This window comes from Pedococcus sp. P2_F6, from assembly GCF_056403675.1.
In genome coordinates this window covers 1108377-1133589 of record NZ_JBFUEZ010000001.1, presented here as the reverse complement: position 1 = coordinate 1133589, position 25213 = coordinate 1108377, and the positions used below count along the sequence as shown (strand labels likewise).

Sequence of the window (25213 nt, the reverse complement as noted above, 5' to 3'; positions counted from 1 at the left end):
TCGAGGGCAAGGCACTCGACGCCGACTCGGTGAAGTCCGGCGCCGGCGCAGCCAGCGCCCGCGAGGTCTCGGTCGAGGTCCACTCGTCCGCCGAGCTCCTTGAGAAGTTCCAGGGCATCTCCGCCGACGCCCCGATGTGCCTCACCTGCGGCACCAAGATGCGCCCCGCCGGCTCCTGCTACGTCTGCGAAGGCTGCGGAAGCACCAGCGGCTGCAGCTAACCCCCAGCCAGTCAAACAACGGTGGGCCCGGAGCGAGATCGCTCCGGGCCCACCGTGTGGGCCTGCCTCCCGCCTGGTCTGAGACGCATAGGAGCCGGTATGACGTACGAGTTGCCAGGCCCCAAAGTGCATTCCGTGCTCTGCTCCAGCGGCAGGAGACCTTCGCCTTCACTCCACCAGCGGGTAGCGTTGGGGTTGTGGATGGCGCTTGTCTTACGGCGTCCTTCCTGTTGTAAGGAGGCCGGGATGCCGAAGGTCGAACTGGACGTGGAGACGAGCGCCCCGCCTGAAGCCGTGCGGGCAGCCCTACTGGACTTCTCCGATCGACGGCCGGAGCTCTGGCCGGGCATAGAGCCCAGCCTCTACGAGGTCTACACGGTTGGCGATACCTTCGCCGACGTGCAGGAAGGCAGCAAGATGCCCGGGGCGACCATCTGGGCCAAGGAGCACTACGACTGGTCGGCGGGTGAGCTGGTCACGTGGACCGTTCGGGAGAGCAATTTCTGCGCTCCAGGCAGCTACGTTGCAGCCGCAATCGCGCCCCGAGGGGACGGCGGCACCCGCATACACGTGACGTGGAACCGTAGGCCAACCTCGATGGTCGGCCGGCTGGCCACCGTGCTGATCCAGCTCACCGGCGGCAAGCCAATCGCTGCTTCCATGCGCAGGGCGCTGGCCAGACTCGAGCGGCCACCGACGCCCTGACCGCTGTGCACGCGTTCGCCCCCGTCGAGTTCAGGTCGCCTACGGCTGAAGATTGAGAGCGCGCAGAGGCCGTTCGCAGATCCGCTAACACGTTCGCAAGCTGCTTGACCGCTTGGCGGCGGATTGACGCGGCTGGTCAGGGCGCAATTGCGGGGTGACGGGTGGACACGGCACTCACTGGGATGGCTGCGCCGGCTCGAGTACGAACCACACAGCCATCCCGCCTGCGTCCAATTGGGACCCCCACCTCGAGGAGAACGCGTCTACGAGCTGCAGCCCCCGGCCGTGGACGGCCAGCGGGTCCTGACTGACGTGGCTGGGGTCGATGACGACGTTCGAGCCGCTATCACGGACGGTCGTGGTAAGGACATCTTCGTCGAGGACGATGCGAAGCTCGCAGCCGGCATCGGTGTGGATCACGGCGTTGGTGACCAACTCGCTCAGGCACAGGAGGGCGTTGTCGATCGTGGCTCCATCGATGCCCCATGCGGTGAGAGTTCTGGACGCGAAGTGGCGCACGTGAGCGACTGCTCGGGGGTCGGCAGCCACGGAGTAGGTGGCTGCGTGTGCGCCCTCGGGCACCGGCTCCGTCTCCAGGGACATGCTGGCACGGGTGGTGGCCCGCTGGATTCGGCGGAGCTCCCCGCCAAGCCGCGCCCCCAGGTTCTCCAGGTCCATCAGCTGTGGCTGGTCGAAGGGCTGCGAAGTGTCGAAGAACAACGCGAAACCGCCCAGCATGTGACCGGCCGCGACGATGGGGACCGTTGCCACCCCTCGCGTGTTCGGAGGCTGGCGGTCGGCGAACCGCACATAACGGCCAGCCAGTTCGGCCAGTGAACCCAGCACAGCCTCCCCGGTGCGCACGGTGTGCGTCAGCGGGACCTCCTCATAGGCGTCGATCTCGCACCACGGGACGCTGCTTCCACCATCGCGGTCACTCGCGGTGAACAGCAGCCGCCGCCCACCGCCTTCCGCGAGTGCCAGCCCCGCCCGGTAGGCGCCCGGCACGTCGGCCAGCTGGGCGAGCGCGGACCGCGCCCACGTCTCCCCTTCAGGGACGGGTCTGCCTGCGACGTAAGGCGCCACTCCCGCAGGCTACCGACGTCCCACCCAAGCCCGAAACCCTGCGCCAGTACCTATGGTTCTACGTCACAACCGTCGTGGAGGGACGTTGATGAGGGCATAGGCCAAGAATCCTCCTCGGGAAGCCCAAAGCGTCCTAGCCAGGTCAGGTCCGCACCATCGGTCTGCTGGACACTTTCAGCGGCGGAGCAAGACGAGAACTCCCCCGTCAGCCCGGGCCGGCCGGGCCTCCACCCGAAGGAATGTGCTGGGCGCGCCAATCGGGCCCGTCGTTGTGACCGAACTCGATGAGGCCATACCTGCGGCAGGTGGATTTGACTGCGTTATCCGGGGACCGGTGGTGGTGCCATCGGTGACCAACAAGACGACACATCGCGCGCTTGACGTCCATGCCCCCAGTGTGAGGGCGTCGGCCCACCTGCACCAGCAGACGGGGAAACAGATCTACCCGATGGTCCCTGGACGCACGATGCCCAACTCTCGTCTTGGGATTGCCATGACGGAGACGTCAGCGTCCTCACCGTCCCACTTGAGATCACTGACGCCACACGGTGCCGGAACAAGCCGGCACCCAGCCGCGGGGACACCGCTTGTCGGCTCCATGAAGGCATATTCACCGCTCACATCGCGGCGGACAGACCTTTGGCTGCGCGTTCCTGACCGTGTCGACCGGACCCTGGAGCGTGGCCGTCGGCGTGGCCGCATGGTCTTGGTTGCCCCCAAGCTTGGAGCGGTCGGTTCGGCGAGGTGCGCTCGTTGCAGGGTTCAGCGGGTGAACGTGGCGCGGTACTCCGATGGTGTGCTCCCGGTGAGCTCGCGAAAGGCGGCGTTGAATCCCGACAGTGAGCCGTAGCCCACCTCGTGGGCGATCGTGGTGACTGGGGTGTCGTCGGCTGCGAGCCGTTCGACTGCCCGCAGGACCCGCATCCGTCGGAGGGTGGCACGCCAGGTCATCCCGACCTCGGCTTCGAAGCGGCGCGCCAGGGAGCGCGGTACGAGCCCGACCAAAGCCGCGACGGCCTCGAACCGGACCTCATCTGCGAGCCGTTCCTCGGTCAGCCGCAACGCGGTCCGCACCTCGGTCGAGCGCCCGGCCGGCATGACGACGGGGCTGGGTCGCTCGGCCAGCCGCCACACCACCGCAGCCAGCGCAGCGAACATGGTCCGGGCGTACAGGGGCAGCGGCTCGTCCGCCTCCGGCCACCCGCCGCACTCGGCAACGAGTGCCCGAGCCAGCGGGTCGAGGTCGAAGACCGTGAGGTCCTGCGGCGGTGGTGGCACGAAGTCGACATGGAAGAGGACCGACGCAGTCGTCGCCGGCTGCGGGATAGTGACCGTGGCCGGCCGCTCGGCGCGTAGCAGGGCGGCCCGGGCCGGGGGCAGCAACCAACGCTGCCCCTGGGCCTCGAGCCGCAGTGCGCCCTTGGAAGCACACAACAAGTAGTGCCGGTCGACGACCAGCTCGGTTGGCCCGGTCGGCGCGAAGGACCGGGTGAACGCAAACGCCTCACGGGTCACGGGTGGACTCCCACGCACCGATCGTAGGGACGCAGTACCCGTCAGGCGACGGACTCGACGAGTTCGGCGCGGAACCGACGGCTCACCGGCCCCTCGGTGACCAACGGTCGCAGGACGGCGTTGGACCGGGTGAAGGCGTCGGAGGCCAGGTAGGCGACGAACGACGGCTGGTCAGTCCACTCATGAACGACGGTCACGATGCGGTCGTCCTCGCGCGACTCGTAGACGCGAAAGGCAAGGTTGCCCGGCATCGAGCGGACCAGGGGCCGCTCGCTTTCGAGCTGGTCCAAGGCGAGGGGGCGGTCTGCTGCGGAGGTCCCGAAATCCAGGATGGCGATGAACACTTTGTCTCCTAAATGCTGCTGGTGTGGATGGCTGCTCCAGCCTCGCCTGCAGGACCCCGGGTCCGCCTCCGTACAGCGGACCCATACACACGGCTAACGGACACACCCACCCATCACCGCGAATACCGCCATCGGCGGACTAGTCGACATGCGGCGAAAGACCAACCCGGATCTCGCTCTGATGCGGCTGAGTGGCCGACGCACTAGGACGTGCCGCAAACTCGTGGACCCGCCACCAGTGGCGACGGCGCGCCGCCTCCACAACGCTCTGCGACCTCAAGATCCTGATGTCGGTACAGGCTGGCGGCCCTTCACGACGGCCCACGTCAGCGGGACACTTGGTGATCTGGAGGCGCGAATGATCTCAGCCAATCAAATATCCGCCGCACCGCCCATGCCGGCTCGGCAAAGGTCGGGCCGGTCGGTCATCGCCTGGCTGGTGGGGGTGGTCCTGGTCAGCGGCTGCGCAGGGACGGGTCCGGCCACAGACGTCAGGACGTCGGTCAGCGCAGGCCGGGCGTCCACCGCAAGGCCCGCGATACCGCACCCTGAGAAGTTGACCGCAGCCACTGAAAAATACCTGTCGAACATCCTGTCCCCAGCGACCTCCACTGTCCGCGCCGTTCTGGTCACCGTGGACAACCGCCCAATCGTGCAGCTCTACCGCTCCAGCACGCCGGCGCAGTCGCACGACGTGCACTCGGTCACCAAGAGCGTCATGGCAACCCTCGTTGGAATCGCCCTATCCGAAGGACGGCTGCACTCCCTCAACGACACGTTGGCAACGTTGCTTCCCCAGCACGCCGCTGACATGGATCCGACCGTGTCGGCCATCACCTTGCGCCAACTCCTCACGATGACAGCCGGACTGCCGCCGGACCTGCCCAACGGGGACCCACCCGCCTCAATGTCCGGGCCAGACTGGGTGGCCAATATCTTGCGGACCGGCACCGTCACGCCACCCGGCACAGCATTCGCCTACTCATCCGCTGGATCGCACCTGCTCTCCGCCATCCTCACCGACGCAGTGGGCGCATCCGCGCTGGAGTACGCCAGACCGCGACTCTTCGAACCACTCGGCATCGACACCCGCAACGCCTTCGAGCCGAACATCGAGGACCACGCAGCCATCGCGGCATACGACAAGGCGAACTTCGCGTGGCCGAAAGACCCCACCGGTATCCAGATCGGCTTTGGCGCCCTGAAAATGGCGCCACGAGACCTGGCCAAGCTCGGCCAGCTCTACCTCGACGGTGGCCAGTGGAACGGCCGCCAACTCGTCCCCAAGGCGTGGGTGAAGGACTCAACCACCGCGCAAGTCGCCACTCAAGGAACGAGTTTCACATTCTCGGAGAACTACGGGTACCAATGGTGGGTCACCAAGGAGAACGGCCGTCACGCATATGCCGCCGTCGGATTCGCAGGACAGCTCGTCGAAGTCGTCCCCGACCTGCGCCTGGTCGTGGTGACCGCCACCGAAGCTGGCGAAAACAACCTTCGTTTCGAGCACCTCCGCGGACTGGTGGCGGACGCGATCCTGCCTGCTGTTGGCGGTTAACCCGGAAGCGCCAACAGAACGCGAGCAGGACTGCCGACATGCGGCGATACGACGCAACAGGTCGCGCCATCAGCTGACGATCGCTGAGAAGGTGGCAGCTCGCCAATCCAGAGGGTCCAGTTCATTGGCGTTGAGCAGGACACGGACATGGCCATGCCACGACGCTGGGCGCAGGCAGTGCAGCTGGCCAACCGCCCGGCCCCGTGCCCGAGGCTGCTTCGGTGCGCTGATCGGTAGAGAGCCGGTCGACGTGAGAAGTGGGAGTACCCATGGCCAAGCCCCGCATCTTCCTGGGCTCGTCGGGCAGTCAGGCCAGACGCTCAAGGCTCTGACCCGTGGCCTCAAGGACGTAGCGAACGTCGAGCCGTGGACCGCGACCTTCAATCCTGGTACCACGACCCCTCGGACGGCTGGTCGAGCTGACTCGCGAGGTCGACTTCGCGGCCTTCGTCTTCGCCCAGGACGACTGGACCCGCGCCGAACCAACGCTCCCGACGCCGATGCAGCAGCCCAGGGGAAGGCCTCCCCACGCGACAACGTCGTCTTCGAGGCGGGCCTTTTTGGCGGTGTCCTTGGTATGGAGCGAACGTTTATCCTGCACGCCAATGGGGCAAAGTTGCCGACCGAACTGCTTGGGCTTGCCTGCGTCCGGTATGGCGACGCGACCAAGGCGGCCGAGGTCAAGTCCGTCAACCAGAAGTTGCGGAAGGCGATCGAGGATATCGGTGGACTGTCCCGGATCGTGGGTCTGTGGTGGCAGTTCTCGATGACCGAGCGAAGCACGTTGGAGCCCTCTGCGGTAAGCCTGTTGCAGATCTCACGGGACCGCGAACGCCTGCTAGAAGTGAACGGCCGCACCTGGCAGGAGGACGGCACCCTATCCGCTCGCTACTGGAGCGAGGCGACCAAGGAGATGAAGGACCCCGGCGGCATTTTCTACGCCTGGAAGGGCGAGCGCCCGCGTCACCCGAACGCACCGGCAATCCATGGAACGGGCGAGATCAAGCTTGAGACGGAAGACCGCGCCGTCGGCTTCTGGACCACCCGGTCGGACGACGAGCTCACGCTCAACGCTCGGACATCCGGCGTCTACCTGAGGGCAGACATCGATGATCTCAAGGTCCTTGACGGACGCGACAATCAGGCTCGTGCGACTCTGATCGCCGAGCGAATCCTGGACTGGAAGGCGCTCGCGATCTCCTGAGGCATCGTCGTCTCGCGCCGGCGCGGACCGCACGAGGAAAGGTCTTGTGGTCCACCACGGACCTCCGGGCGCCAGGCTTAGTGACTGGGCAGCGCTTTGAAACATGCCGCTCATCGGGGTGGTCTGACGGAGTCAGTGTGATCGGAGAGGGTAGGCAAGGCCTACGCCCGGCGCCAAGAGGCGCCTTGGCTTCGGGCCATTGGCTCGTACCGGGACCTGACGGCGTTGGTCAGGACAGTCGACGGCTGTCGACCAGGACATTCATGATTGCCAGGGACGGCTGGGCCGAGAATCGGCGGAACAGCATCGGAGCGGCAGGCGGGTCGGTCGCTGCGCGCATGGCATCAAGCGCGGCGAGGTCCCGCCACCGCGAATGAATCGCCCAGTGTCCCTTACCGTCGCCAAGCAACTGTGTCTCGAGCAGTCCGTCGGGCAGGTTTCCTGCCAGCAACATCTTGTAGGCGGCGATCAAGTCCTGGGCGCGGCCCTCGTGCACATTCGCGGTCACGATGGTAAGGATGTTCATGCCACCAAGGGTCCTCCACGAAACCACCTCGGAAACCGATAAGTAGCGTATGCGTCGACGCGGTGTCCGGGCTCAGTCGAAGCCTGCCCTCGGGGAGCTGGGGGCCAGTTCCTCGGACGCCGCTGGCTCGCTGGCGGTCCGATAGGACCGACCCCTCACCGCCCCCAGGCGTGTGCAGGCACAGCATGCGAGCCCCTCGCGCCCGGGCCAGATTCATCGGGTGGGGCTGGTCGGCGCAAGGCATCCGCTGGCCCGGATGGCCAAGGGGGGCTATTCAAGGGTTTCCTTGACAACTCCGTGTTCATGGATCATATTCAAAGGATCACTTGAATATGTCGGAGGTACTGATCATGACTGAGACCAAGGCAACTCGCGTCATGCCGAACCCGGTGGATCGAAGGTCGCCCGGCGGCCAGCTTCTGGAGGCTCTGGCCGCGCGGGACTTCGACCGCATGCCTGACTGCTTCGAGGCCGGCGCAAACATGCGAGCGATGCTTCCCAGCGGACCCACCGAGTTTCGCGGCGCCGCCCAGATCGTCGAGAACCTTCGGATCTGGTTCGGAGGCGCCCTCGAGTTCGAGGTGCTGGACGGTGCCGTCAGCGAGGTCGCTGGCAGGCCACACGTGACGTGGCGCCTTCGCATGCATCCGACGCCTTGGGGCGACGATGCCTGGCACGTCATCGAGCAGCAGGCCTACCTGCAAGCTGGCGAGCGCATCGCGTCGATCGACCTCCTGTGCTCGGGATTCCAGCCCGAGAACCGCATCTGACCGACTCCAGCCGTGACGATGTACCACATCCGTGGTCCGCAGGGACGGCTTCGCGTATTGGGTGGACTGGGTGACGAGGGTGTGAGTTGCTCAGAATCTTTGTGCCTATTGGGCGTGGACTTCTGCTTCGCGGCCTGGTCGGTGAACCGTGGTTCCTAGGGGCGGGCGACCGGGAGGCGGGCCGCGTTCCACTCGGGGAAGCCGTCTTCGAGTCGCGCGGCGGTCAAGCCCTGCCTGCTGAGCAGCCGGACTGCCTCGTCCGCATAGACGCAGTACGGGCCACGGCAGTAAGCGACAACTTGGGCGCCGTCGGGGATCTCCCCGAGGCGTGCCCGCAGGTCGTGGATCGGGATTGAGATAGCGCCACGGATATGGCCGCTGGCGTACTCGGGCTCGGGGCGCACGTCGAGCACGATGATGTCGCCGTCGCGCAGCCGTGCGCGCAGGTCGTCACGGCTGATCGTGCGGAGTTTGGTCCGATCGCCGAGATAGTCCGCGGCCAGCTGCTCGAGGCCCGCGACGTGCTCCTCGGCGGATCGCCGCATGGTGCGCCATAGCTCACCGACCAGCTCAGTGGACAGCGAGTAGTAGATCCGGGTGCCTTCACGGCGGGACCGGACCAGTCCCGCGCGCAACAGCCGCTGGAGGTGCTGGGAGGTGTTCGCCACACTCTGGTCGATCTCTTCGGCGAGCTCCTCGACGGACCGTTCGCCCTGAGACAGGACATCGACCAGCTCCGCGCGCCGCCCGTTGGCCAGCGCCTTGGCTGACTCCGCCAGGGCGTCGTAAAGAGCGGCCTTTGCACCAGGCTCCGGCATCTTGTCCCTTTCTGCGCACCAGCGTATTCAACAAGCCTCTTGACAATCGCTACTCTAGCGGAGTTCTATTCAAGATAACCATTGAATGCCCGGGGAGGTTGCGAGACGATGATCACCACCGTGGACACGAAGACGCTCGAGGCCAAGGTCAAGGACATGTACCGGCACGTGGCGCAGCAGCCCCACGACCGCTTCCACTTCGAGCTCGGCGAACCGGTCGCTCTGCGCGCTGGGTACGACGCGGACCGGCTCCCGGAGCTACCGGCTGGCGCCGTCGAGTCATTCGCCGGTGTGGGTTTCTTCTTCGACTTGGCCGACCTCAAGGTCGGTGAGACCGTGGTCGACCTGGGTAGCGGGTCCGGGATGGACGCCTTCTACGCAGCGCGGCTGGTGGGCCCCGCCGGGCTCGTGTACGGGGTCGACTTCACCGCCGAGCAGCTGGACAAGGCACGCCGGCTGGCCAACGAGCCGGTTTCGCTCAGGTCGAGTTCCGGGACGGCCACATCGAGGAGATCCCACTTGGAGATGGCACCGTGGACTGCGTGATCTCCAACGGGGTGATCAACCTCTGTCCGGACAAGAAGGCGGTGTTCGCCGAAGCCGCGCGAGTCCTGAAGCCTGGCGGGCGGCTCGTGATCGCGGACATCATCAGCGAGCAACAGCTCAAGGACTCCATCATCTGCAACGCCGACCTGTGGGCATCCTGCATCGGCGGCGCGGCCCAGCAGGACCGGTACCTGGAGGCCATCGAGTCGGCCGGCTTCACCATCACCCGTCACCGCGAGAACGCGTACGCGTTCATATCCGACCAGGCCCGCAATGCCAGCGCCAGGTACGGCGTCAAGAGCATCTCCATCCTCGCCACCCTGACCACCGATTAACCCACACCACCGGAGGAACCCATGTCCGACAAGCAGAACATCGACACCCCGCACGAGCAGCGCCCCTTCAAGGCTCACGGCCACCTGGATGTGGTCACCCTCGGCGACTTCACTCTCGGTCGCGGCGTGTTCGAACCAGGTTGGCGCTGGTCAAACGACGTCAAGCCCATCGCGGGCACCGACTCCTGCCAGACCCACCACACGGGAATCTGCCTTTCGGGAAAGATGACCGTCCGGTTCGACGACGGCAGCGAGGTCTCCATCGGCCCCGGCGACGTCGTAGACCTTGACCCCGGGCACGACGCGTGGACCGACGGCGACGAGCCCTGTGTCCTGCTCGACACCGGAATCAAGGCCTATGCCAAGCCCAGCTGAGGGGTTGACATGCAGATGGAGCCGGACAGCACATGACGCAAACCCTTACGCTCCCGATGGCCGACCAGGGACTGGGCAACACGGCATACCTGGTCGACCTCGGCGACGGCTGCGCCCTGGCCGTCGACCCCAGTCGTGACCTGCGTGCGTTGCAGGCGGCCGCTGACGCCCGGGGTCTTCGCGTCACCGTCGCCGCGGACACCCATCTGCACGCGGACTTCCTTTCCGGTTCCCGTCAGCTCGCTGCGACTACGGGCGCGACGGTGCTGGCCTCGGCCGCCGGGAACCGCAGGTACGACCACCACGGATTGAGCGACGGTGACGACTTCGACCTCGGGGGGCTGCGGCTGCGCGCCCTCGGAACGCCAGGGCACACCGACGAGCACCTGTCCTACCTTCTGCTGGATGGCGACCACCCTGTCGCGGTCTTCACCGGGGGCTCATTGCTGGTCGGAGCAGTTGCACGAACCGATCTTGTCGACCCTGACCGCACGATTGAGCTCGCCCGGGCTCAGTACCGGTCGGTGCACCGACTCCTGGAGCTTCCCGACCACGTCGAGGTGTGGCCAACTCATGGCGCTGGTTCCTTCTGCGCCGCACCCGGCGGCTCCGCCCGCACCAGCACCATCGGCGCCGAACGGGCCAACAACCCGCTGCTGTCCGCCGCAGACGAGAACGCGTTCGTCGCTCGGCTGCTCGCCGGGCTCGGCTCGTTCCCGCCCTACTTCCTGCGGTTGGCCGAGATCAACCGGCGCGGACCAGCGATCCTGCCCCGTCGGCTCGGGCTGGAGCAGCTCACACCACGGGCGGCCGTCGCGGCGCAGGCCGCGGGCGCCATGATCGTCGACGTCCGCCCAGTGACCGCCTTCGCCGCCGGACACCCCTCGGGCGCCCTCTCGATCCCGCTACGGCCCGCGTTCGCGAGCTGGCTCGGCTGGCTCGCACCCAACGACACACCACTCGTCGTGCTCCGCGAACCCGACCAGAACGTCGAGGAGGTGCTTTGGCAGGCCGCCAAGATCGGCTACGACAACATCATCGGCGAACTGGCCGGCGGCCAAGAGGCCTGGTCCGCCGCATTCCTGCCGACCCATTCAGTGCCGCTGGTCGAGGCAAGCGCCGGGATGAGCGCCGCGGCCACCGTGCGGGTCTTGGACATCCGTCAGGAGGCCGAGTACCGAGCCGGACACGTCCCTGGTGCCCTCAACATCGAGCTCGGCGACCTCCCCCCTGTGCTCGGCCACCTCGCCAACGTGCCAACCGTGGTCATGTGCGGGCACGGCGAACGTGCGATGGGAGCAGCGTCTCTGCTGTCAAGGGCGGGATTCACCCAGGTCGCCGTTTTTGTCGGCAGCCCTCAGCAATGGGCCACCGCCCACGGCGAGGACCTGGCCAGCGGCCCGTGAGACGGGCAGGGGGGTCGGCGTCTCCCGTCTTCGGTGTGCGAGCGAACGCTGCCCAGTTTGCTCTGCTGGTTGCCGTAAACGCTCTGGTCGGCGGAACGCTGGGCCAGGAACGCACCGTCCTGCCGCTCCTTGCGACTCAGGAGTTTGGGCTCGACTCCTACACTGCGGCGCTGACCTACATCCTCGCGTTCGGCCTGGCCAAGGCGTGCACCAACTACTTCGCCGGGACCTGGTCTGAGCGATACGGGCGAAAGCCCGTCCTGGTCGCCGGGTGGCTGGTCGCCCTCCCCGTCCCCCTGCTGCTCATCTGGGCCCCCGAGTGGTGGATCGTTGTCGGCGCAAACGTTCTGCTGGGCATCAGCCAGGGGCTGACCTGGTCCACCACGGTGATCATGAAGATCGACCTCGTCGGTCCCCGAAACCGGGGCCTGGCCATGGGCCTCAACGAGTCGGCGGGCTACCTCGCCGTCGCCGTGACGGCCCTGCTCACCGGCAACATGGCGGCACACCACGGACTTCGGCCCGAGCCGTTCCTGCTCGGCGTCGCCTACACCGCGCTCGGCCTGGGCCTTTCCACGCTCTGGGTCCGGGAGACTCGTCCGCATGCCGCCTACGAGGCCGCCGAGGACCCCACCACCAGCGACCTCACCAACCGGCAGGTGTTGGGCCTGACCAGCTTCCGTGAGCCCGCCCTCTCCTCGGCCAGCCAAGCCGGCTTGGTCAACAACCTCAACGACGGGCTCGCCTGGGGCCTGTTCCCCGTTCTGTTCATCTCAGCCGGAATCGGCCTCACTCAGGCCGGCTTGCTCGTCTCCCTCTATCCCGCTGTCTGGGGGGTGGGACAGCTCGTCACCGGGGCACTGTCAGACCGTTGGGGCCGCAAGCGCTTCATCGCCGGGGGCATGCTCCTTCAAGCGGCTGCTCTGATGGCCATCGCGACAGCCAACTCGCCGGTCCCGTGGGCCCTAGCGTCCGTGCTGCTCGGCATCGGCACCGCCATGGTCTATCCCACCCTGCTGGCCAGCATCGGCGACGTCGCCCACCCCGGCTGGAGAGCACGCGCCGTTGGCGTCTACCGACTCTGGCGGGACCTAGGGTTCGCCGTCGGCGCGCTGCTGACCGGCGTACTGGCCGACACCTTCGGTATCCGCCCGGCGATCTGGGCGATTGCCGCCCTGACCGCCGCATCGGGGCTCGTCGTCGCCAAACGCATGTACGAAACGTGCGCCACTTCACAGCATGACCGCTAGCTTTCGAGCAACTCTGACCAAGCGAGTCGAAGAACTGCGACATGGGACGGTGTCCCGCCCAGGCTCACAGCCTTGCGACGAAGGAGCCGCAAGGCTGTGAGCCCTGCTCGGCGAAGGCCGCTGCTGGTTTCCCACTTCGCGCGACTTCGAGCAATCCGAGGGGACGCGGCGAGTGCTCGCGCTGCGTACTACTGACCCAATGCATTCTGTCTCTCGACCGTCCGCACCGACCCCAGGCCGCAACCAGACTCGGTCACGAGGTCACGCACCCTCTCACACAGGCGTGGTGAGGGGGTGCGAAGAGGCCGATCACCTTGGCGTACGAAATCGGCCAGTGCTCACGTCCGTTGATGACGAACCGGGTCTCGTCCAGACGGAGCCGGAGCCAATCAATCTCGTCGAGTTCCCTGCCGGCGTTGACGACCAGCGGAAGCGACCGCAGCCGCTGATCGTGACGCAGCTGCTCCACGACGTTCATGCCCGCCGACGTCAGAAGCCGAGGTCGAGCACGAGCAAGTCGGGCGGCGCCTCTCGGCTCACGACCAGGGCCTTCGTGCCGGTGCGGGCAACGCGGTCATGGACCCGTGGTCGGTGAGGAAGACTTGGAGGACCTGCCCCACTGCACGTCGGCCTCGATCACGAGCACGTGGTGGTGGCGTCCGCGCTCAACGACTTTCGCAGGAGCTTGTCTATTTGGACCAACGTGGCAGGAGCATGAACAGGTCGACCGACTGTTCTGCTGGTGCTGCGGGAATGCGTCTAGGAGCGGGATCTGATCCGGTTCTGGTCCCATATGGAAGTCGGGGTCTGTGCCGGCTGCGCGCAGTGGCTGCACCGCCGCGCTCCGCCTCTATCCGAAGGGTGACTTCAGGTGGTGCCTTTCCATCAGTTCCGGGACCCAGGTGGGGTCAAAGAAGAGTCCGTAGGATGCGGCCAAGGGCGCAAGCGTCGCCGGATCCGGGTCGCCCGTCTCGAAGATCTCGGCGAGCTCGAGGAAGAAGCGTTCGAAACCGGCTGGCGTGATCACTTCAATCATCCGTGCCTCAGTCGTACCGGCGTTCCACATGGTGTGCACCTCACCTCGCGGCTTGCTGATGTAGCCGCCGGCTTGCAGGACCACCTCGTCCGGTCCCGACCTGAAGCCGATCTCACCGGCGGTGACGATCGAGAACTCGTCCTCTCTGGTGTGCACGTGAGGCGGGACAAGGGCTCCGACGGGGAACGGGTGCTCGACGATGGCCATCTGCCCCCCCGTCTGGTCACCTGTCAGCCGAAACCCGACTCCGATGGACCCGATGGATCGGTCTGGCCCATGCGGGGTGGGTAGCACGGTCAGGGGCAGTGCCCGTCCTCCCGCAGTTGCTTGCGTGAGTGTTGCCGGAGGCTCCGTGAGGCTCATTCGTGTCTCCTTGCTGGTCATTAGGCGGAACTGCGGTCAGTGAAAAGGGGGGGCACCGGCAGGGAGGACGTCGTGCTGGGAATATCCGTCAATGCTGTTGAGGACACTTCCGTGGTTGATCTGTCCCGTGCAGGTGTGTGTCGTTGTCTGATTTGGTTCGCTCAGGGGTGTCCTAGAAGGGCACCATCACCTTGAGCAGGTGGCTCGTCATGAGGTGCCCGGCGGTGCGTCCGGACAGGACTCGACAGAAGTCGACGGCGTCGAGAGTCAGCTCGAGCCCGTCCTCGCCCTTGGAGAATCTGCCACCGGCCGGGCCCGTGAGGTGTAGCCGGTAGGGACGGCCGTGCCGGTCGGCCCACTCCTCGACGACGTCGGCAACCAGCACACCGTCGTGGTCGGGTGTGAGTACCGGTGCGGTCCCTGTCGCTCGGCAGATGTCCATTCGGTGCATCCATGGGTCCCGGGTCAAGATCGTGTCGATGAGGTATCCGTTCGTCCAGCGCTCGGTCTTGCCGGCGACGTCTTGGGGATCCGGCAACTTCATTCGACGCACCAGGGCCGGGGTTCGTCGCCGCCCACGTGCGGCACGGGGACCGATCACCGCAAACCGATCAACCAGCTCATCCGTGGTGAGGTCGGCATGCTCCTCGACCTGCAGGGCAGTGAGGGCGTCCAGTGCTGGGCCGCCGCGACGCTTGGACACCAGGGACTGCCTCAGCGTCTCTTTCAGGCCTGTCGCCATGAGGGCCATCCCGGTTGTATGGCCCGCTATCGCCCTGACATCCCATTGCGGGCAGTCGGTGGCCTTGGTCCAGTCGTCTTGGGACAGTGAGCGCAGCAGGTCAAGGAAACGCTCGTACTCCGTCGTCGCGAGCCGCATCGCCGCATCGCGATCCATTCGTGGATAACGCGGCCCAGTTCCGGCCTGTTGATGGTCTGTCACGTTCATGGGGTCTTCCTCCTCCGTGGTGCACCAGGTCTGACTTCGGTGAGAAACATGTCGACAGCCCGGGGCAGAAGGCGCCGCCAACGCTCGCCCCCGGGATCGTTGGCGTTCTGCTGACTGGCCAGACCGGCGAGGGTCGCCGTCCACAGGTCGGCGGCGTCTGGGTCGGTGATGCCCAAGCGGTTCAGGAGACGGTACAAGCGCTCGATCGCCTGGACTGCGAACGCGTAGGATTCGGCGCTCGGCGTGAAGCCGGGGACGGGTCGCTGATTCATCAGCGCGTTCCGCTCCGGGTCCGCCGCCATCGCGTCGAGCCACGTCGTCGCCGCAGCCAGCAACGCTGCTCGAGGGTCATCAGGGAGATTGGGCTCCTGCGCCGCGGCGGTCGCGTCGAATTCCGCCCACGCCTGGCCAAACATCGCATCAATGATCGTGAGCTTGGAGTCGAAGTGGCCGTACAGCGAGGGAGCGCGCATACCCACCCGCTCCGCAACACTGCGCTGCGTAAGCCCGGACCAGCCCGACTGCCGAACCACCGCCCACGCGGCCTCGAGGATCTCGTTTCGCGTGGCTTGACGACGCCGCGACAGTCTATCGCTGTTCGGTTCTCCTAACATAGTTAGGAGAATGCACCTGGGATGTACCTCTCGTCAACACCTTGGATGGACGACTCGTCAATTGGGCTACGACCAAGTGACCACCCCTGGGCCGCGACTGGTCAGGGCCGCATCGCATCCCTTGCTGGACGATTCTTGCGGCACAGCGCTGTCTGCCGCGGGCGCGTCTTTGTGGGCGGTAGGCAGCGGCGCGGGACCCGCCCATTGTGGGCGGTAAGCAGCGGCCGCCGGAGGGCCCCGTGGGGACGAGCTGACCCTGCTAAACGTGGCTCGGAGCCTGCAAGCATGTGTAGGTCCTAAATGTGAGGTCGCGAATCATGCGACGACGCTGGCGGCAGCGAAGTCGGCGGCGGGCATAGGAGTTCGCAGGCGCCAAGTGATGCCTATTGGACGCTCGCCTCGGTGCTCGACGTAGTCGGCCTCGCCCAGGAAGAGGTACGGCGCTCCGGAGCCGAACTCCGTCACCTTGTTTGGCCGTGTGAAGAGGAGGACATGGCTGCCCTGCGAGTGATGATGTAGGTAGCGCTGACCGGTCTTTGAGCCGACTGTGGTGCCCGACTGCGATTCCCAGTGGAACAGTTCGGGACTGAGGGCGTAGTCCTGGTACATCGTCGTGGGGGAGTAGTCGGCCTCAGACTTGTGAAGCGTCACCAGGAACGCGTCCGCATTGGCGGCGGGCGCGAACAGAACGCCCTCGCGGAAGCTGTTCGGCTTGCGACCATCGATCGAGACGTAGTCGAGGGCGGCGACGAGTTCCTCTCGGGTGTACCGCGCGTGGACTCGCAGTGGGCGGAGGGCGAGTCCCCCTCCCGGACGCAGGCTTACACGCTCCGCATTTGCTAGCCCGAGGGCAACGACCTCCCGCAGGTCGTCTCGCACAGCAGGTTCCGCGCGCAAGGCCGCTAGGCCTTCGGAGTATGACTCGAAGCCGCCACCGTCGGGCCACAGTGAAAAGAACAGCATCCGCCCAAAGGCTTGAAGGGCCGCATCGGCGCTTTCGTATTGCGGCGCGTCATCAGCCAGCCATCGGAGGTATGCGGAGGCACGGTCCGGGTCGTCGACGTGGGTAAGGGCGCGAACGCGTTTGAGGAGGGCCGACTCCCACTGGCCGCCGGCGGCGACGGAGAGCCCAGCGTCCCTTCGCAGCCTCGTCCATGACCTGTCGCCTCGGACCACGTCAGATAGCTCAACGCCAGACTCCGCGAGGAAGTCGCTCAAACTGTCCGTGGAGTGAGCGCGCAACTCGGAGGTGAGCGTTGTCCAACGCTTAGCCACTTGACTGCGCACGTTCTCGAGAACCAGCTCCTGGCTCTGGCGATCGAGCACAATCTCCGTCCCCGCAGGCAGGAAGGGGAAGCCATGCTCGATATCGCGGACGAGCTGCGCTCGAGTGCTGCCGGTCATCGCACGGAAGCGCTGGTCGAATCTGAACTCCTTGCGGTGGTGACCTACGAAGTCCAGCGCCGTCAGCACTGCCTTGTCCTTCGCCCGACGAAGCCCGCGTCCGAGCTGCTGGAGGAAGACCGTCGAGCTCTCAGTCGGTCGGAGGAACAACACCGTATTGATGGCAGGGATATCGACGCCCTCATTGAATACATCAACGGTGAAGACGACCTGGACAGATCCATTCCGAAGATTCGCGATGGCTCCGTCGCGGTCATCCGTCGAGGTATCCCCGAGCACTGTCGCTGCCCGAATGCCGGCGTCGTTGAAGACCTGGGTCATGTAGTGGGCGTGGTCCCGCGACACACAGAACCCAAGGGCCTTCATGGATGTCAGGTCGGCGACCTTGTCCTGCACGGTCTTCAGGACGACGCGAGCGCGAGCGTCATTTCCGGTGAAGACGTTAGAGAGCTCCATCGCGTCGTAGGCACCGGCCCTCCAGTCGACGCGGGTGAGGTCCACGCCATCTGCGACTGCGAAGTAGTGAAAGGGGGTGAGTAGGTCAGCCTTGAGGGCGTCCCACAACCGAAGCTCCGCAGCGACGCGACCATCGAAGAAGGTGCGCACATCCAGCCCATCCCCGCGTTCCGGAGTCGCGGTCAAGCCCAGCAGCTCGCGCGGGTTGAGGTGGTTCAGGATCCGGCGGTAGGTCGTCGTCTGGGCGTGATGGAACTCGTCAACCACCACGACCTGAAAGGAACCGGGCGGAATGTTCTGGACGTCGTACGAGGTCAGCGATTGGACCGACGCAAAGACGTGTTCCCAGCGCTCTGGCCGCGCGCCGCCGACGTATAGCTCGCCGAAGTCTGGGTTGTTGAGAACCTCGCGATAGGTCCGCATGGACTGCTGGAGAATCTCGCGTCGGTGAGCGACGAAGAGGAGCCGTGGGAGGGCAGGCGCGACCTCGGCCAGGCGTCGATAGTCCAGCGCTGCCACGACGGTCTTGCCGGTGCCAGTGGCGGCGACCAGCAGGTTGCGGTGTCGCCCGTGCACGACGCGTTCGACTTCGAGCTGGTCGAGCATCTCTTGCTGGTAGGGGTAGGGCCGCACCTCCAGCCCGGACAGCGTGAGCGTCACCCTGTCATGGGTCTTGTGGCCTGACGCCTCCGCCAATGCGTCGTCGAGCCGGTCGCGGTCGGTATCCGGGTCGTAGGTCTCGAAAGTGCTGTCGTTCCAGTAGCTGTCGAACGTGGCGCCAAATTTTTGGAGCAAGGCGGGGGTGGCGATCGACGACAGCCGAACGTTCCATTCCACGCCGTCGAGCATGGCTGCGCGGGACAGGTTGCTGCTGCCGACGTATCCCGTGTCGAAGCCGGTGTTGCGGCGGAATAGCCACGCTTTGGCGTGGAGTCGGGTTCGCTGAGCGTCGTACTGGACCTTGACCTGCGCACCGAAATCACGCACCAGTCGATCGAGCGCCTCCCGTTCCGTCGCACCCATGTATGTCGTGGTGATGATGCGAACCGGCACGCCGCGGTCGTGAAGAGCTTTGAGCCTGTCGTCGAACAGCCTTAGTCCGTACCACTTGACGAACGCCATGATGACGTCCACGCGGTCGGCGCTCGCGAGCTCTGCGCGGACCTCGTGTCCCATTCCGGGTTCGCCTTGCGCGTTCGTCAGCAGGGCGGCATCGGACAGCGGAGTGGATGGCCGCTCCATAGAGGACTGAGCAGGCACGCCGGGCCTGGCATGACGGCTGACAGACATCAGGTGGCGAGGGCCGCCGGACAAGAGATCCTCGGAGTCGCCGAAGCGTTCGATGATCGAGTTGACCAGTTCCAGCCGGCGTTCAGGGTTTCGTTCACTCCGGAATGCGCGCAGGGCAACCGCCCGCACGTGCCGAGCCAGGACCTCAGGCTCATCTGCTTCGTCTATCGATGCGCGGTCGACTGTTCGGTCGTCAGTGCTGCTCAGTCTGGCGTCGAGGCCGCGAGTGATAAGGCTTTCATACAAGCCTTCCAGCAGGCTCTCGTCGTTCCCCGTCACGGGGGCAGCTTGCCAGGCGGGTGCGGCAATGTCCGGTCAATCCCGAAATGCGCTGGCTCGAGGGGAGAGCCTCGCGCTCACCGCCGCGGTGATCACGCGGCATACCTCGGGGGTGTTGGGTCAGCGCACTCCGGTGATTCTGGTGGTGGCGCCCCAGGGGGCGGTGAAGCGCTTGGGTGATGCGAAGGCGCCCTTGCCGGTCCCGGCATACACGTAGTCGACGTTGGCTGGGGTGCGCGCGATCAGGTCGGCCTTGCCGTCGCCAGTGAGGTCACCGGTCGAGAGCACCGTGTTAAAGACCTGCCAGCCGGACGAAACTGGGACTCCAGGCAAGTAACCGGTCGCGGTGGCGGTGGCCACTCCGGTGCCCTTGTAGAGGTAGAGCTTGCCCGCGGGGGTGCGGCCCAGGAGGTCGACGCGGCCGTCGCCGGTGACGTCCCCCGGGGTGATCATCTGGCTGAACATCTGCCAGCCGGTGCCGATCCGCCGCCAGGTGCCGGGGAAGCCGGTCTTGCCGTTGCCGGCGACCATCCACAGCTCGCCATTCGCCTTGCGCGCCAACAGGTCTGGCTTGCCGTCGCCGGTCCAGTCGCCAGGCGTCAGGATGTCGGTGTAGGCCGACCAGGAGCGCGAAAGCAGGGTGCTCCCAGGAAGGAGGCCGCCCCTGCCGTTGCCCTTGAACAGGTAGGCCGCGCCCGTGGAGGTGGTGGCGAGCACGTCGGCGAACCGGTCGCCGGAGAGGTCGCCGGGGGAGATGGCCTGGCGGTAGGCGTTCCAGCCGCTGCTGATCCGTACCGGCGTCCCGATGCCGCCGACCTTGGCGGGGTAGAAGTACAGATCGCCGGACGTGGTCCGGCCGATGACGTCGCCGCGTCCGTCGGCGTTGAAGCCCACGATCGCCTTCGCGGGCACGGGGGCAGCTGGCGGCGGGGGAGCCCCTGTCTTCACGTAGCTGATCCCCGACAGCGCCCGCCAGTCGTTGGCCGCGACCTTGCCAGTGACCGTGAGCAGAGCAGCCTTCTGGAAGCGCTGCACCGCACCAAGCGAGGAGGCGCCGAACGAGCCGTCTGCCGTGCCCGCGGCATACCCGCGCTTGTTGAGCTCGAGCTGGAGATCTCGGACTGGCCATCCGGTCGAACCCGTGGCAAGGGTGAGCGTGCCGTAGGCCGCGAACAGGTTCGCCGTCGTGACCGGCGCCGGACCGGCGGTTGACGAGTACTTCGCGTAGAGGGCGGCCTTGCTGCGGATGGTCGCCATCATCGGGTACAGGTTCTTGCCGGGGCAGGCGGTGTACGACGTGTTCTGGTGCGCGTTGACGGTCGAAAGGGTCGCCACGACGCCGGCAGCGAACTTGGTGCCCGTCCCGCCGGCCGAGGTCAGCTTCGTCGTGGCGGTCGGGTCGACGCCGTACTGCGACAGCTTCCAACCAGCGACCTTCGCGATCGAGTCGACCATGACGGCGGGCGCAGCAGTGGTCTCGTAGTTGCCGAGCGCGGCGACGCCCATCGTGTTGGTGTTGAAGCCCATGGCGTGGGCCCCCCGCACTGCCTGCGTGATGGATCCGGCGCGGCCCTCGTAGATCCGGCCGAACTTGTCGACGAGGAAGTTGTAGGCGATGTCCGACCAGCCGAGGCCCTTGGTGTCGTAGGCGTAGATGCCGCGGATCTGGGCGGCGGCGGTGGCTTCGGTGTAGTCGTTGGAGCTGGCCGTGTGGTGGATCGTGATCGCCTTGACGGTGGTGTTGTAGGTCGTCGACCCGCGCAGCGACTCGTCGGCGCCCCACTGTTTGCGAGTGATGATCGTCGGCATCGTCGCCGCGGCGGAGGCTGAGGCGGCGGGCGTGTGGGGCACGAGGTCGTCATCCGCGGACGACGACCCGGGGTTGATGGTGGTGACCCTGACGTCGGGCAGCGGCTGCCCGTTCGTCGTGTCCACCCGCACCTGGATCGCGGTCGCTCCGTCAGTGACGAGCGGGTTCGTGCCGAGGCGGGCCGTGCTCGACTCGGTGGTCCCGCCCTGCGGACCCTCGTCGGTCACCCCGGGCGTCTCCCAGTCGCTCCAGCCTGAGTCCTCTCGCACGCGCACCTGCACGATCACGTCGTCGCCGCTGAGCCCTGTAGTGCGCGCCCACGACACTCCCGCGACGGTGAACCGGGACCGCTCCTGCACCGGCGTGAGAGTGCTGGTGGCGTGGCCGGCACGAAGGACGCGGCGGTTTCGCAGCTGGCCGTTCGCCGCGGCGTCGATTCCGCGGACCGCAGTCGACTGCACATGTGGCGCGACGGGATGGGGCGTGTCCGTGGAGGCGAAGGACACCGTGGGGAGGGTCACGAAGACGGGGGTGATGGCCAAGACAGCGAGGGAGGCAGGCAGAAGGCGCACGTTGGAGTCCGGGGGGATCGTGGGGGACAGGAGGCTGGTGTGACGACAGTGAAGAGTGCCACCCGGTGCGGCGTGCTGTCGCATTCCTCCCGGAAAGCTGTCCGTTAGGACGATCCGACACCGGCGTGTCGTCGCGACGCGCCGCGTGCCACCAGTCCCGTTCGCCCGTGGCCCAGTCATCGTCCGTTGGGCCGGAAACACCCGAATCTCCAGATATGTCCTACGCCGGGCGCTAACTTCCCTCCAACCGGTCGTTCCTGAGGGGGATCCCATGAAGTTTGCCCGCACTGCCCCGATGATGCTTGCCGCCCTGCTTGCCGCTGCCACACTTGGCTCCTGTGCTGCAGGTCAGGATGGCGCAGGGAGCGAGGATCGACGTCCGGTCGCCCTGGTGGACGCACGGTCGTCGAAGACGCCCGCGCCGAGCACGAGTTCCGCGGCATCGCCGACGCCCGACGCACAGCTCCTAGCGGCAGCGGCTGCGGCCAAAGCGCAGGCTGAGGCGGAGGCCAAGGCAGCCGCCATAGCGAAGGCCAAGTCCGACGCGATCGCGAAGGCCAAGGCCGACGCGATCGCGAAGGCCAAGGCAGCGGCAATCGCGAAGGCCAAAGCTGCTGCTCTTGCGAAGGCCAAGGCGGCTGCGGCGGCCAAGGCAGCCGCGGCAGCGAAGGCTGCGGCCGCCGCCGAAGCGTCGGCCTCGGTCTACTACGAGAACTGCGACGCCGCCCGAGCTGCTGGAGCGGCTCCCGTGCACGTTGGGGATCCTGGCTACAGCCGGAAGCTGGACCGCGACGGCGATGGCGTGGGCTGCGAGAACTAGCGTGGGGCTTGAGGGAGGAAGCGCGGATCGTCGTGCTCGCGAACTCGCGGCACAGGGTGACGATTCCGCAAGGGCCTGGGCGGCTGGTGCTGAGGGCGAGCGACGCGTTGCCGAGGCTCTGGCTGGCCTTGGTGGGGGCTGGACTGTCCTGCATGATCGGCTGCTTCGTCCGGGGTTGTCCGAGGCGAATCTCGACCATCTCGTGGCTGGCCCTGCAGGCGTGCTACTGATTGACGCGAAGAACTGGTCCGGACACGTCACCGAGTGGGAGGGCGGCCTCTACCGTCACACCTTCGGTGCTGATGGCACGAGGCAGCACCAGTCCATGCACGAGCAGCTGGCGAAGGTGCACGGCATGGGAGCCCGCATGTCCGAGATTCTCGGGGCACCGGTCACTCCGGTTATCTGTCTGGCGGGCGCCGAAGCACAGCGCTTTGGCGAGCCACAGCAGGTTCGCGGTGTGTGGGTGGTTCCCATCGGACAACTTGCGGGCTGGCTGACATCGCGGACTGCTCGCATGGATGCGGAGACGGTCTCGAAGCTCTCTACGCGACTCATGACGGAGTTTCCGTCGACCACCACCGATCCCGAGCTCCTTGCGGCGATCGGGCGCGCCACGCTGGCCACGAGCAAGGAAGGGCGAGGTGCAATGCGCACGCGAAGGCCGCGAAATGGGGCTGGGGCTCAGGGCGTTCCACGGATCAGCGGGGGCTCCGGGCCGAGGCAATCCTCGGGCAGACGCGTCGTCTCCGTGTTGGGTCGCATTGTCGTCACCGGGCTGATGGTGGGCACCTTCCTGGTCCTCCTGAAGGTCTTACCCTCGCTGCTCACGTCCGGCGTCGAACGCATGGCCGAGCCGCAGGCTGGGAGCACGCCTTCGGCGACTGCGACTCGATCGGGTGCGCCGACTGCGATGTCGAAACCATCAGCCGGCTCGAAGAAGCAGCCGAGCCCAACACCCGCGAAGACAGTGCCCAAGGCCGTCGCGAAACCTGTGGGTCCGCCAGACTGCGCTGATGCCACTGGGGCGGAGATCGCCAAGATCATTGGGAGATCCGTCAAGCCTGTCGTCGTGTCGACTGGATGCGCTTGGGGGACGAGGCTTGATGATGCCTCAACGGTTTTGGTGACCATCAGGATGAGCGACGGACACGCGCGCTACGACACTCAGCTGGAGACGTCAGTCAAGCAGCGACGTGCCGTGTATGGCACCGCCTATGACGCCAGCTATGACATGGCCACCGCAGTGTGGATCGCGGCGGGGCAGCCCATCAGGACGGGCGCGCACGCAATCAAGGCCCGCGCCGACACCTACGTGTCGGTTGCGAGGACTGACCTGGGCGTGAGCGACGATCGCGGACGGGCCATGGCCCTGGCGATCGCTCGTGCCGCCAACACTCCCGACTAGGGAACCAAAACACGGCCGAGGGTCGCGCTGCACTGACGTGGTGCCCTTGCTCGGCTACCGTTCGCAGCATGCGCGATTTGTCCGACAAGTCGGCCCTCCTTGACCGCCGCTTCCGATTGCTGCCCACCCTTGCGGTGATCACGTCAGTCGTGGGGGCGGTCGTCATCGTGGCGTTGGTCGCCGCTGCGGTGGGCCTGCTCGCCGGCTGGCGGCCCTCGCTCAACCCGTTCGGCGACAAGACGACCGACCGCAGCGGGTCGCCGGTGCTCAGGTCGCTCACTGACATCAGCGAGTACCACGCGGTGACAGGGCACTACGAGACCGTCGTCGACCTCGACAAGGACACCAACCACCTGCCCGCCTGGGTCAGTGGCGAGCGGGTGCTCTACGTCGGCAAGGGCGACGTGGACGCGGTCGTGGACTTCGGCGGGCTCGACAAGAGCCGAGTCGTCGTTTCCGAAGAGACGAAGTCGGTAACGATCAAGCTGCCTGCACCCACCGCCGGCAAGCCCGTGCTCGACCTGCAGTCGAGCTATGTGGTCAGCCACGAGAAGGGGCTCATCAACCGGTTCCAGGGGTCGGACCTCGAGCGGCAGGCCCAGCTCAAGGCGATCAGCCAGATGACCGCAGCTGCCACAGGCGAGGACCTGCTGACCAACCAGGCCAAGGAGAACACGAGCAAGATGCTTCGCGGCCTGCTCGGCTCGCTCGGCTACACGACCGTCACGATCACCTACGACGAGGACCCACGCTGACCCACATCCCGCGCAACGTCAGGTGAGGGACGGCGGCGGGAGGGTCACCCCGAACCCAGCCACGGCCAACCGCAGCAACACCTGACCCGGCGCCAACAAGTCGGCGATGCGCGCGGCGCTCAGCACTTCGAGCTCTGCCAGCCGCGCGGCATACGCCTCCGGGCCGGCCACGCGCGCGTGCTGGAGTTCGACGGTGTTGTGCCAGACCTTCTGGCGCGCCTCGCGCAGGAATCGCTTGGAGCTCAAGCGGTTCAGCGGTTGTAGCACCCGGTCGACGAGAGTGCGCGTGGACACCACCCCGAGCTCGTCGTCCTCGGCGGCGACGCGTCCGGACAGCACCCCATCGATCCGCTCGTGGTCACGCGCGCGCCGCGCGACGACCCGCGGGTCGGCGAACTCCGCGTCGCTGATCACGGCCAGCAACGCCTGCGGCAGGTCGTAGTTGATGTGCGCGTTGATGCCGAGCAGAACGTGCCGGAGCGCAGGCAGGGACTCAGGCGCGGAGAAGGCCAAGCGCCAGGGCCGTGGCACGGAAGGACTCCCCGCAAGGTCGAGGTCGAGCGCGTCCAGGTAGAGGTCGGCGAACACCACGTCCCACCGCTCGACCCACTCCGGGTCCTCGAACTGCGCGTCCGCGATCGCCTTGCCCACGGCCAGTGTGGTCCGGCGGTAGGTCTCGAGGAACAGTCGCTGCGCGGTCCTTTCGGGAGGCATCCGGACGAGCCGGGCATCCATGGCGGCAACGACTGTTTCGATGTCGCGTTCGGGCATCTGAACCCCCTGACCGGACGGGCGTGC

23 protein-coding genes and 1 pseudogene are annotated in these 25213 nt (G+C 66.5%); 12 read left to right on the top strand and 12 right to left on the bottom strand.

Translation table 11 applies throughout. The annotated features are described in order from the left end of the window. Positions 1 to 221: hypothetical protein (locus AC1DWP_RS05365; protein WP_477613400.1), on the top strand; the 221-nt coding region annotated here is incomplete at its 5' end. Positions 222 to 467: 246 nt separating this feature from the next. Beyond that, positions 468 to 926: an SRPBCC family protein gene (locus AC1DWP_RS05360; RefSeq protein ID WP_477613399.1), complete on the top strand. Its 459-nt coding sequence runs from the start codon at positions 468 to 470 to the stop codon at positions 924 to 926. 174 nt (positions 927 to 1100) lie between these two features. Here the strand turns inward: AC1DWP_RS05360 and AC1DWP_RS05355 are convergent, their stop codons facing one another. From AC1DWP_RS05355 to AC1DWP_RS05345, 3 genes are all read right to left on the bottom strand, one after another. Next, positions 1101 to 2012, bottom strand: a complete 912-nt coding sequence (locus tag AC1DWP_RS05355; RefSeq protein WP_477613398.1) for an ATP-binding protein — start codon at positions 2010 to 2012, stop codon at positions 1101 to 1103. A 762-nt stretch (positions 2013 to 2774) separates the two neighbouring features. Beyond that, complete coding sequence (locus tag AC1DWP_RS05350) at positions 2775 to 3527, bottom strand: AraC family transcriptional regulator (RefSeq protein ID WP_477613397.1); 753 nt, start codon at positions 3525 to 3527, stop codon at positions 2775 to 2777. A gap of 41 nt (positions 3528 to 3568) precedes the next feature. Then, on the bottom strand, positions 3569 to 3871 hold the full coding sequence (locus tag AC1DWP_RS05345; protein ID WP_477613396.1) for a putative quinol monooxygenase: 303 nt from the start codon (positions 3869 to 3871) through the stop codon (positions 3569 to 3571). 556 nt (positions 3872 to 4427) lie between these two features. Here AC1DWP_RS05345 and AC1DWP_RS05340 point away from each other — a divergent pair. Both AC1DWP_RS05340 and AC1DWP_RS05335 read left to right on the top strand, forming a co-directional pair. After that, a complete protein-coding gene (locus tag AC1DWP_RS05340) occupies positions 4428 to 5429 on the top strand; it encodes a serine hydrolase domain-containing protein (RefSeq protein ID WP_477613395.1) in 1002 nt (333 codons plus the stop codon). A gap of 91 nt (positions 5430 to 5520) precedes the next feature. Then, on the top strand, positions 5521 to 6633 hold the full coding sequence (locus tag AC1DWP_RS05335; RefSeq protein ID WP_477613394.1) for a TIR domain-containing protein: 1113 nt from the start codon (positions 5521 to 5523) through the stop codon (positions 6631 to 6633). Positions 6634 to 6862: 229 nt separating this feature from the next. Here AC1DWP_RS05335 and AC1DWP_RS05330 read toward each other — a convergent pair whose 3' ends face one another. Continuing rightward, positions 6863 to 7159 carry an antibiotic biosynthesis monooxygenase gene (locus AC1DWP_RS05330; protein WP_477613393.1) on the bottom strand — a complete coding sequence of 99 codons (297 nt, stop codon included), beginning with the start codon at positions 7157 to 7159 and terminating at the stop codon, positions 6863 to 6865. 350 nt (positions 7160 to 7509) lie between these two features. On the opposite strand from AC1DWP_RS05330, the gene AC1DWP_RS05325 reads away from it, so the two are divergent. Beyond that, complete coding sequence (locus tag AC1DWP_RS05325; RefSeq protein ID WP_477613392.1) at positions 7510 to 7929, top strand: Cif family virulence factor; 420 nt, start codon at positions 7510 to 7512, stop codon at positions 7927 to 7929. A 155-nt stretch (positions 7930 to 8084) separates the two neighbouring features. On the opposite strand, the gene AC1DWP_RS05320 is transcribed toward AC1DWP_RS05325, so the two are convergent. Next, complete coding sequence (locus tag AC1DWP_RS05320; RefSeq protein WP_477613391.1) at positions 8085 to 8747, bottom strand: ArsR/SmtB family transcription factor; 663 nt, start codon at positions 8745 to 8747, stop codon at positions 8085 to 8087. A 108-nt stretch (positions 8748 to 8855) separates the two neighbouring features. Between AC1DWP_RS05320 and AC1DWP_RS05315 the strand changes: the two are divergent. The 4 genes and pseudogenes from AC1DWP_RS05315 (at position 8856) to AC1DWP_RS05300 (ending at position 12659) form a co-directional block, all read left to right on the top strand. After that, a pseudogene (locus AC1DWP_RS05315) lies at positions 8856 to 9628 on the top strand (methyltransferase domain-containing protein). A gap of 21 nt (positions 9629 to 9649) precedes the next feature. After that, the gene (locus AC1DWP_RS05310) at positions 9650 to 10003 is read left to right on the top strand and encodes a cupin domain-containing protein (protein ID WP_057378039.1); all 354 of its coding nucleotides are present in this window, start codon (positions 9650 to 9652) and stop codon (positions 10001 to 10003) included. Positions 10004 to 10035: 32 nt separating this feature from the next. Further along, on the top strand, positions 10036 to 11409 hold the full coding sequence (locus AC1DWP_RS05305; RefSeq protein ID WP_477613390.1) for an MBL fold metallo-hydrolase: 1374 nt from the start codon (positions 10036 to 10038) through the stop codon (positions 11407 to 11409). Then, a complete protein-coding gene (locus tag AC1DWP_RS05300) occupies positions 11367 to 12659 on the top strand; it encodes an MFS transporter (protein ID WP_477613389.1) in 1293 nt (430 codons plus the stop codon). The genes AC1DWP_RS05305 and AC1DWP_RS05300 overlap by 43 nt, the downstream gene beginning before the upstream one ends. A 253-nt stretch (positions 12660 to 12912) precedes the next feature. On the opposite strand, the gene AC1DWP_RS05295 is transcribed toward AC1DWP_RS05300, so the two are convergent. The 6 genes from AC1DWP_RS05295 to AC1DWP_RS05270 all read right to left on the bottom strand — a co-directional run bounded on the left by AC1DWP_RS05295 (position 12913) and on the right by AC1DWP_RS05270 (position 21402). Continuing rightward, a complete protein-coding gene (locus AC1DWP_RS05295; RefSeq protein ID WP_477613388.1) occupies positions 12913 to 13137 on the bottom strand; it encodes a hypothetical protein in 225 nt (74 codons plus the stop codon). A gap of 372 nt (positions 13138 to 13509) precedes the next feature. Further along, on the bottom strand, positions 13510 to 13902 hold the full coding sequence (locus tag AC1DWP_RS05290) for a cupin domain-containing protein (RefSeq protein ID WP_477613387.1): 393 nt from the start codon (positions 13900 to 13902) through the stop codon (positions 13510 to 13512). A gap of 328 nt (positions 13903 to 14230) precedes the next feature. Beyond that, positions 14231 to 14956 (bottom strand): maleylpyruvate isomerase family mycothiol-dependent enzyme, encoded by a 726-nt coding sequence (locus AC1DWP_RS05285; RefSeq protein WP_477613386.1) that lies wholly within the window; start codon positions 14954 to 14956, stop codon positions 14231 to 14233. Positions 14957 to 15003: 47 nt separating this feature from the next. After that, positions 15004 to 15621, bottom strand: coding sequence for a TetR/AcrR family transcriptional regulator (locus AC1DWP_RS05280; RefSeq protein WP_477613385.1), 618 nt, complete (start codon positions 15619 to 15621; stop codon positions 15004 to 15006). A gap of 315 nt (positions 15622 to 15936) precedes the next feature. Continuing rightward, positions 15937 to 19029, bottom strand: a complete 3093-nt coding sequence (locus AC1DWP_RS05275) for a DEAD/DEAH box helicase (protein WP_477613440.1) — start codon at positions 19027 to 19029, stop codon at positions 15937 to 15939. A gap of 141 nt (positions 19030 to 19170) precedes the next feature. Next, entirely contained in the window at positions 19171 to 21402 is a 2232-nt protein-coding gene (locus AC1DWP_RS05270; RefSeq protein WP_477613384.1) for an FG-GAP-like repeat-containing protein, read from the bottom strand. 301 nt (positions 21403 to 21703) lie between these two features. Here AC1DWP_RS05270 and AC1DWP_RS05265 point away from each other — a divergent pair, with 301 nt between their 5' ends. The 3 genes from AC1DWP_RS05265 (at position 21704) to AC1DWP_RS05255 (ending at position 24415) form a co-directional block, all read left to right on the top strand. Continuing rightward, complete coding sequence (locus AC1DWP_RS05265) at positions 21704 to 22252, top strand: excalibur calcium-binding domain-containing protein (RefSeq protein ID WP_477613383.1); 549 nt, start codon at positions 21704 to 21706, stop codon at positions 22250 to 22252. Beyond that, a complete protein-coding gene (locus tag AC1DWP_RS05260; RefSeq protein WP_477613382.1) occupies positions 22230 to 23660 on the top strand; it encodes a nuclease-related domain-containing protein in 1431 nt (476 codons plus the stop codon). Before AC1DWP_RS05265 ends, AC1DWP_RS05260 begins: the two co-directional genes overlap by 23 nt. A gap of 68 nt (positions 23661 to 23728) precedes the next feature. Beyond that, positions 23729 to 24415 (top strand): DUF4230 domain-containing protein, encoded by a 687-nt coding sequence (locus tag AC1DWP_RS05255; protein ID WP_477613381.1) that lies wholly within the window; start codon positions 23729 to 23731, stop codon positions 24413 to 24415. 18 nt (positions 24416 to 24433) lie between these two features. Here AC1DWP_RS05255 and AC1DWP_RS05250 read toward each other — a convergent pair whose 3' ends face one another. Continuing rightward, positions 24434 to 25186, bottom strand: coding sequence for a DUF5995 family protein (locus tag AC1DWP_RS05250; protein ID WP_477613380.1), 753 nt, complete (start codon positions 25184 to 25186; stop codon positions 24434 to 24436). Positions 25187 to 25213: the final 27 nt, after the last annotated feature.

Coding starts and splice junctions, on each gene's coding strand:
- AC1DWP_RS05360 (WP_477613399.1), top strand. CDS start 468: ATGCCGAAGGTCGAACTGGACGTGGAGACGAGCGCCCCGCCTGAAGCC.
- AC1DWP_RS05330 (WP_477613393.1), bottom strand. CDS start 7,159: ATGAACATCCTTACCATCGTGACCGCGAATGTGCACGAGGGCCGCGCC.
- AC1DWP_RS05325 (WP_477613392.1), top strand. CDS start 7,510: ATGACTGAGACCAAGGCAACTCGCGTCATGCCGAACCCGGTGGATCGA.
- AC1DWP_RS05320 (WP_477613391.1), bottom strand. CDS start 8,747: ATGCCGGAGCCTGGTGCAAAGGCCGCTCTTTACGACGCCCTGGCGGAG.
- AC1DWP_RS05310 (WP_057378039.1), top strand. CDS start 9,650: ATGTCCGACAAGCAGAACATCGACACCCCGCACGAGCAGCGCCCCTTC.
- AC1DWP_RS05305 (WP_477613390.1), top strand. CDS start 10,036: ATGACGCAAACCCTTACGCTCCCGATGGCCGACCAGGGACTGGGCAAC.
- AC1DWP_RS05300 (WP_477613389.1), top strand. CDS start 11,367: ATGGGCCACCGCCCACGGCGAGGACCTGGCCAGCGGCCCGTGAGACGG.
- AC1DWP_RS05295 (WP_477613388.1), bottom strand. CDS start 13,137: ATGAACGTCGTGGAGCAGCTGCGTCACGATCAGCGGCTGCGGTCGCTT.
- AC1DWP_RS05290 (WP_477613387.1), bottom strand. CDS start 13,902: ATGGCCATCGTCGAGCACCCGTTCCCCGTCGGAGCCCTTGTCCCGCCT.
- AC1DWP_RS05285 (WP_477613386.1), bottom strand. CDS start 14,956: ATGGATCGCGATGCGGCGATGCGGCTCGCGACGACGGAGTACGAGCGT.
- AC1DWP_RS05280 (WP_477613385.1), bottom strand. CDS start 15,621: ATGTTAGGAGAACCGAACAGCGATAGACTGTCGCGGCGTCGTCAAGCC.
- AC1DWP_RS05265 (WP_477613383.1), top strand. CDS start 21,704: ATGAAGTTTGCCCGCACTGCCCCGATGATGCTTGCCGCCCTGCTTGCC.
- AC1DWP_RS05260 (WP_477613382.1), top strand. CDS start 22,230: ATGGCGTGGGCTGCGAGAACTAGCGTGGGGCTTGAGGGAGGAAGCGCG.
- AC1DWP_RS05255 (WP_477613381.1), top strand. CDS start 23,729: ATGCGCGATTTGTCCGACAAGTCGGCCCTCCTTGACCGCCGCTTCCGA.
- AC1DWP_RS05250 (WP_477613380.1), bottom strand. CDS start 25,186: ATGCCCGAACGCGACATCGAAACAGTCGTTGCCGCCATGGATGCCCGG.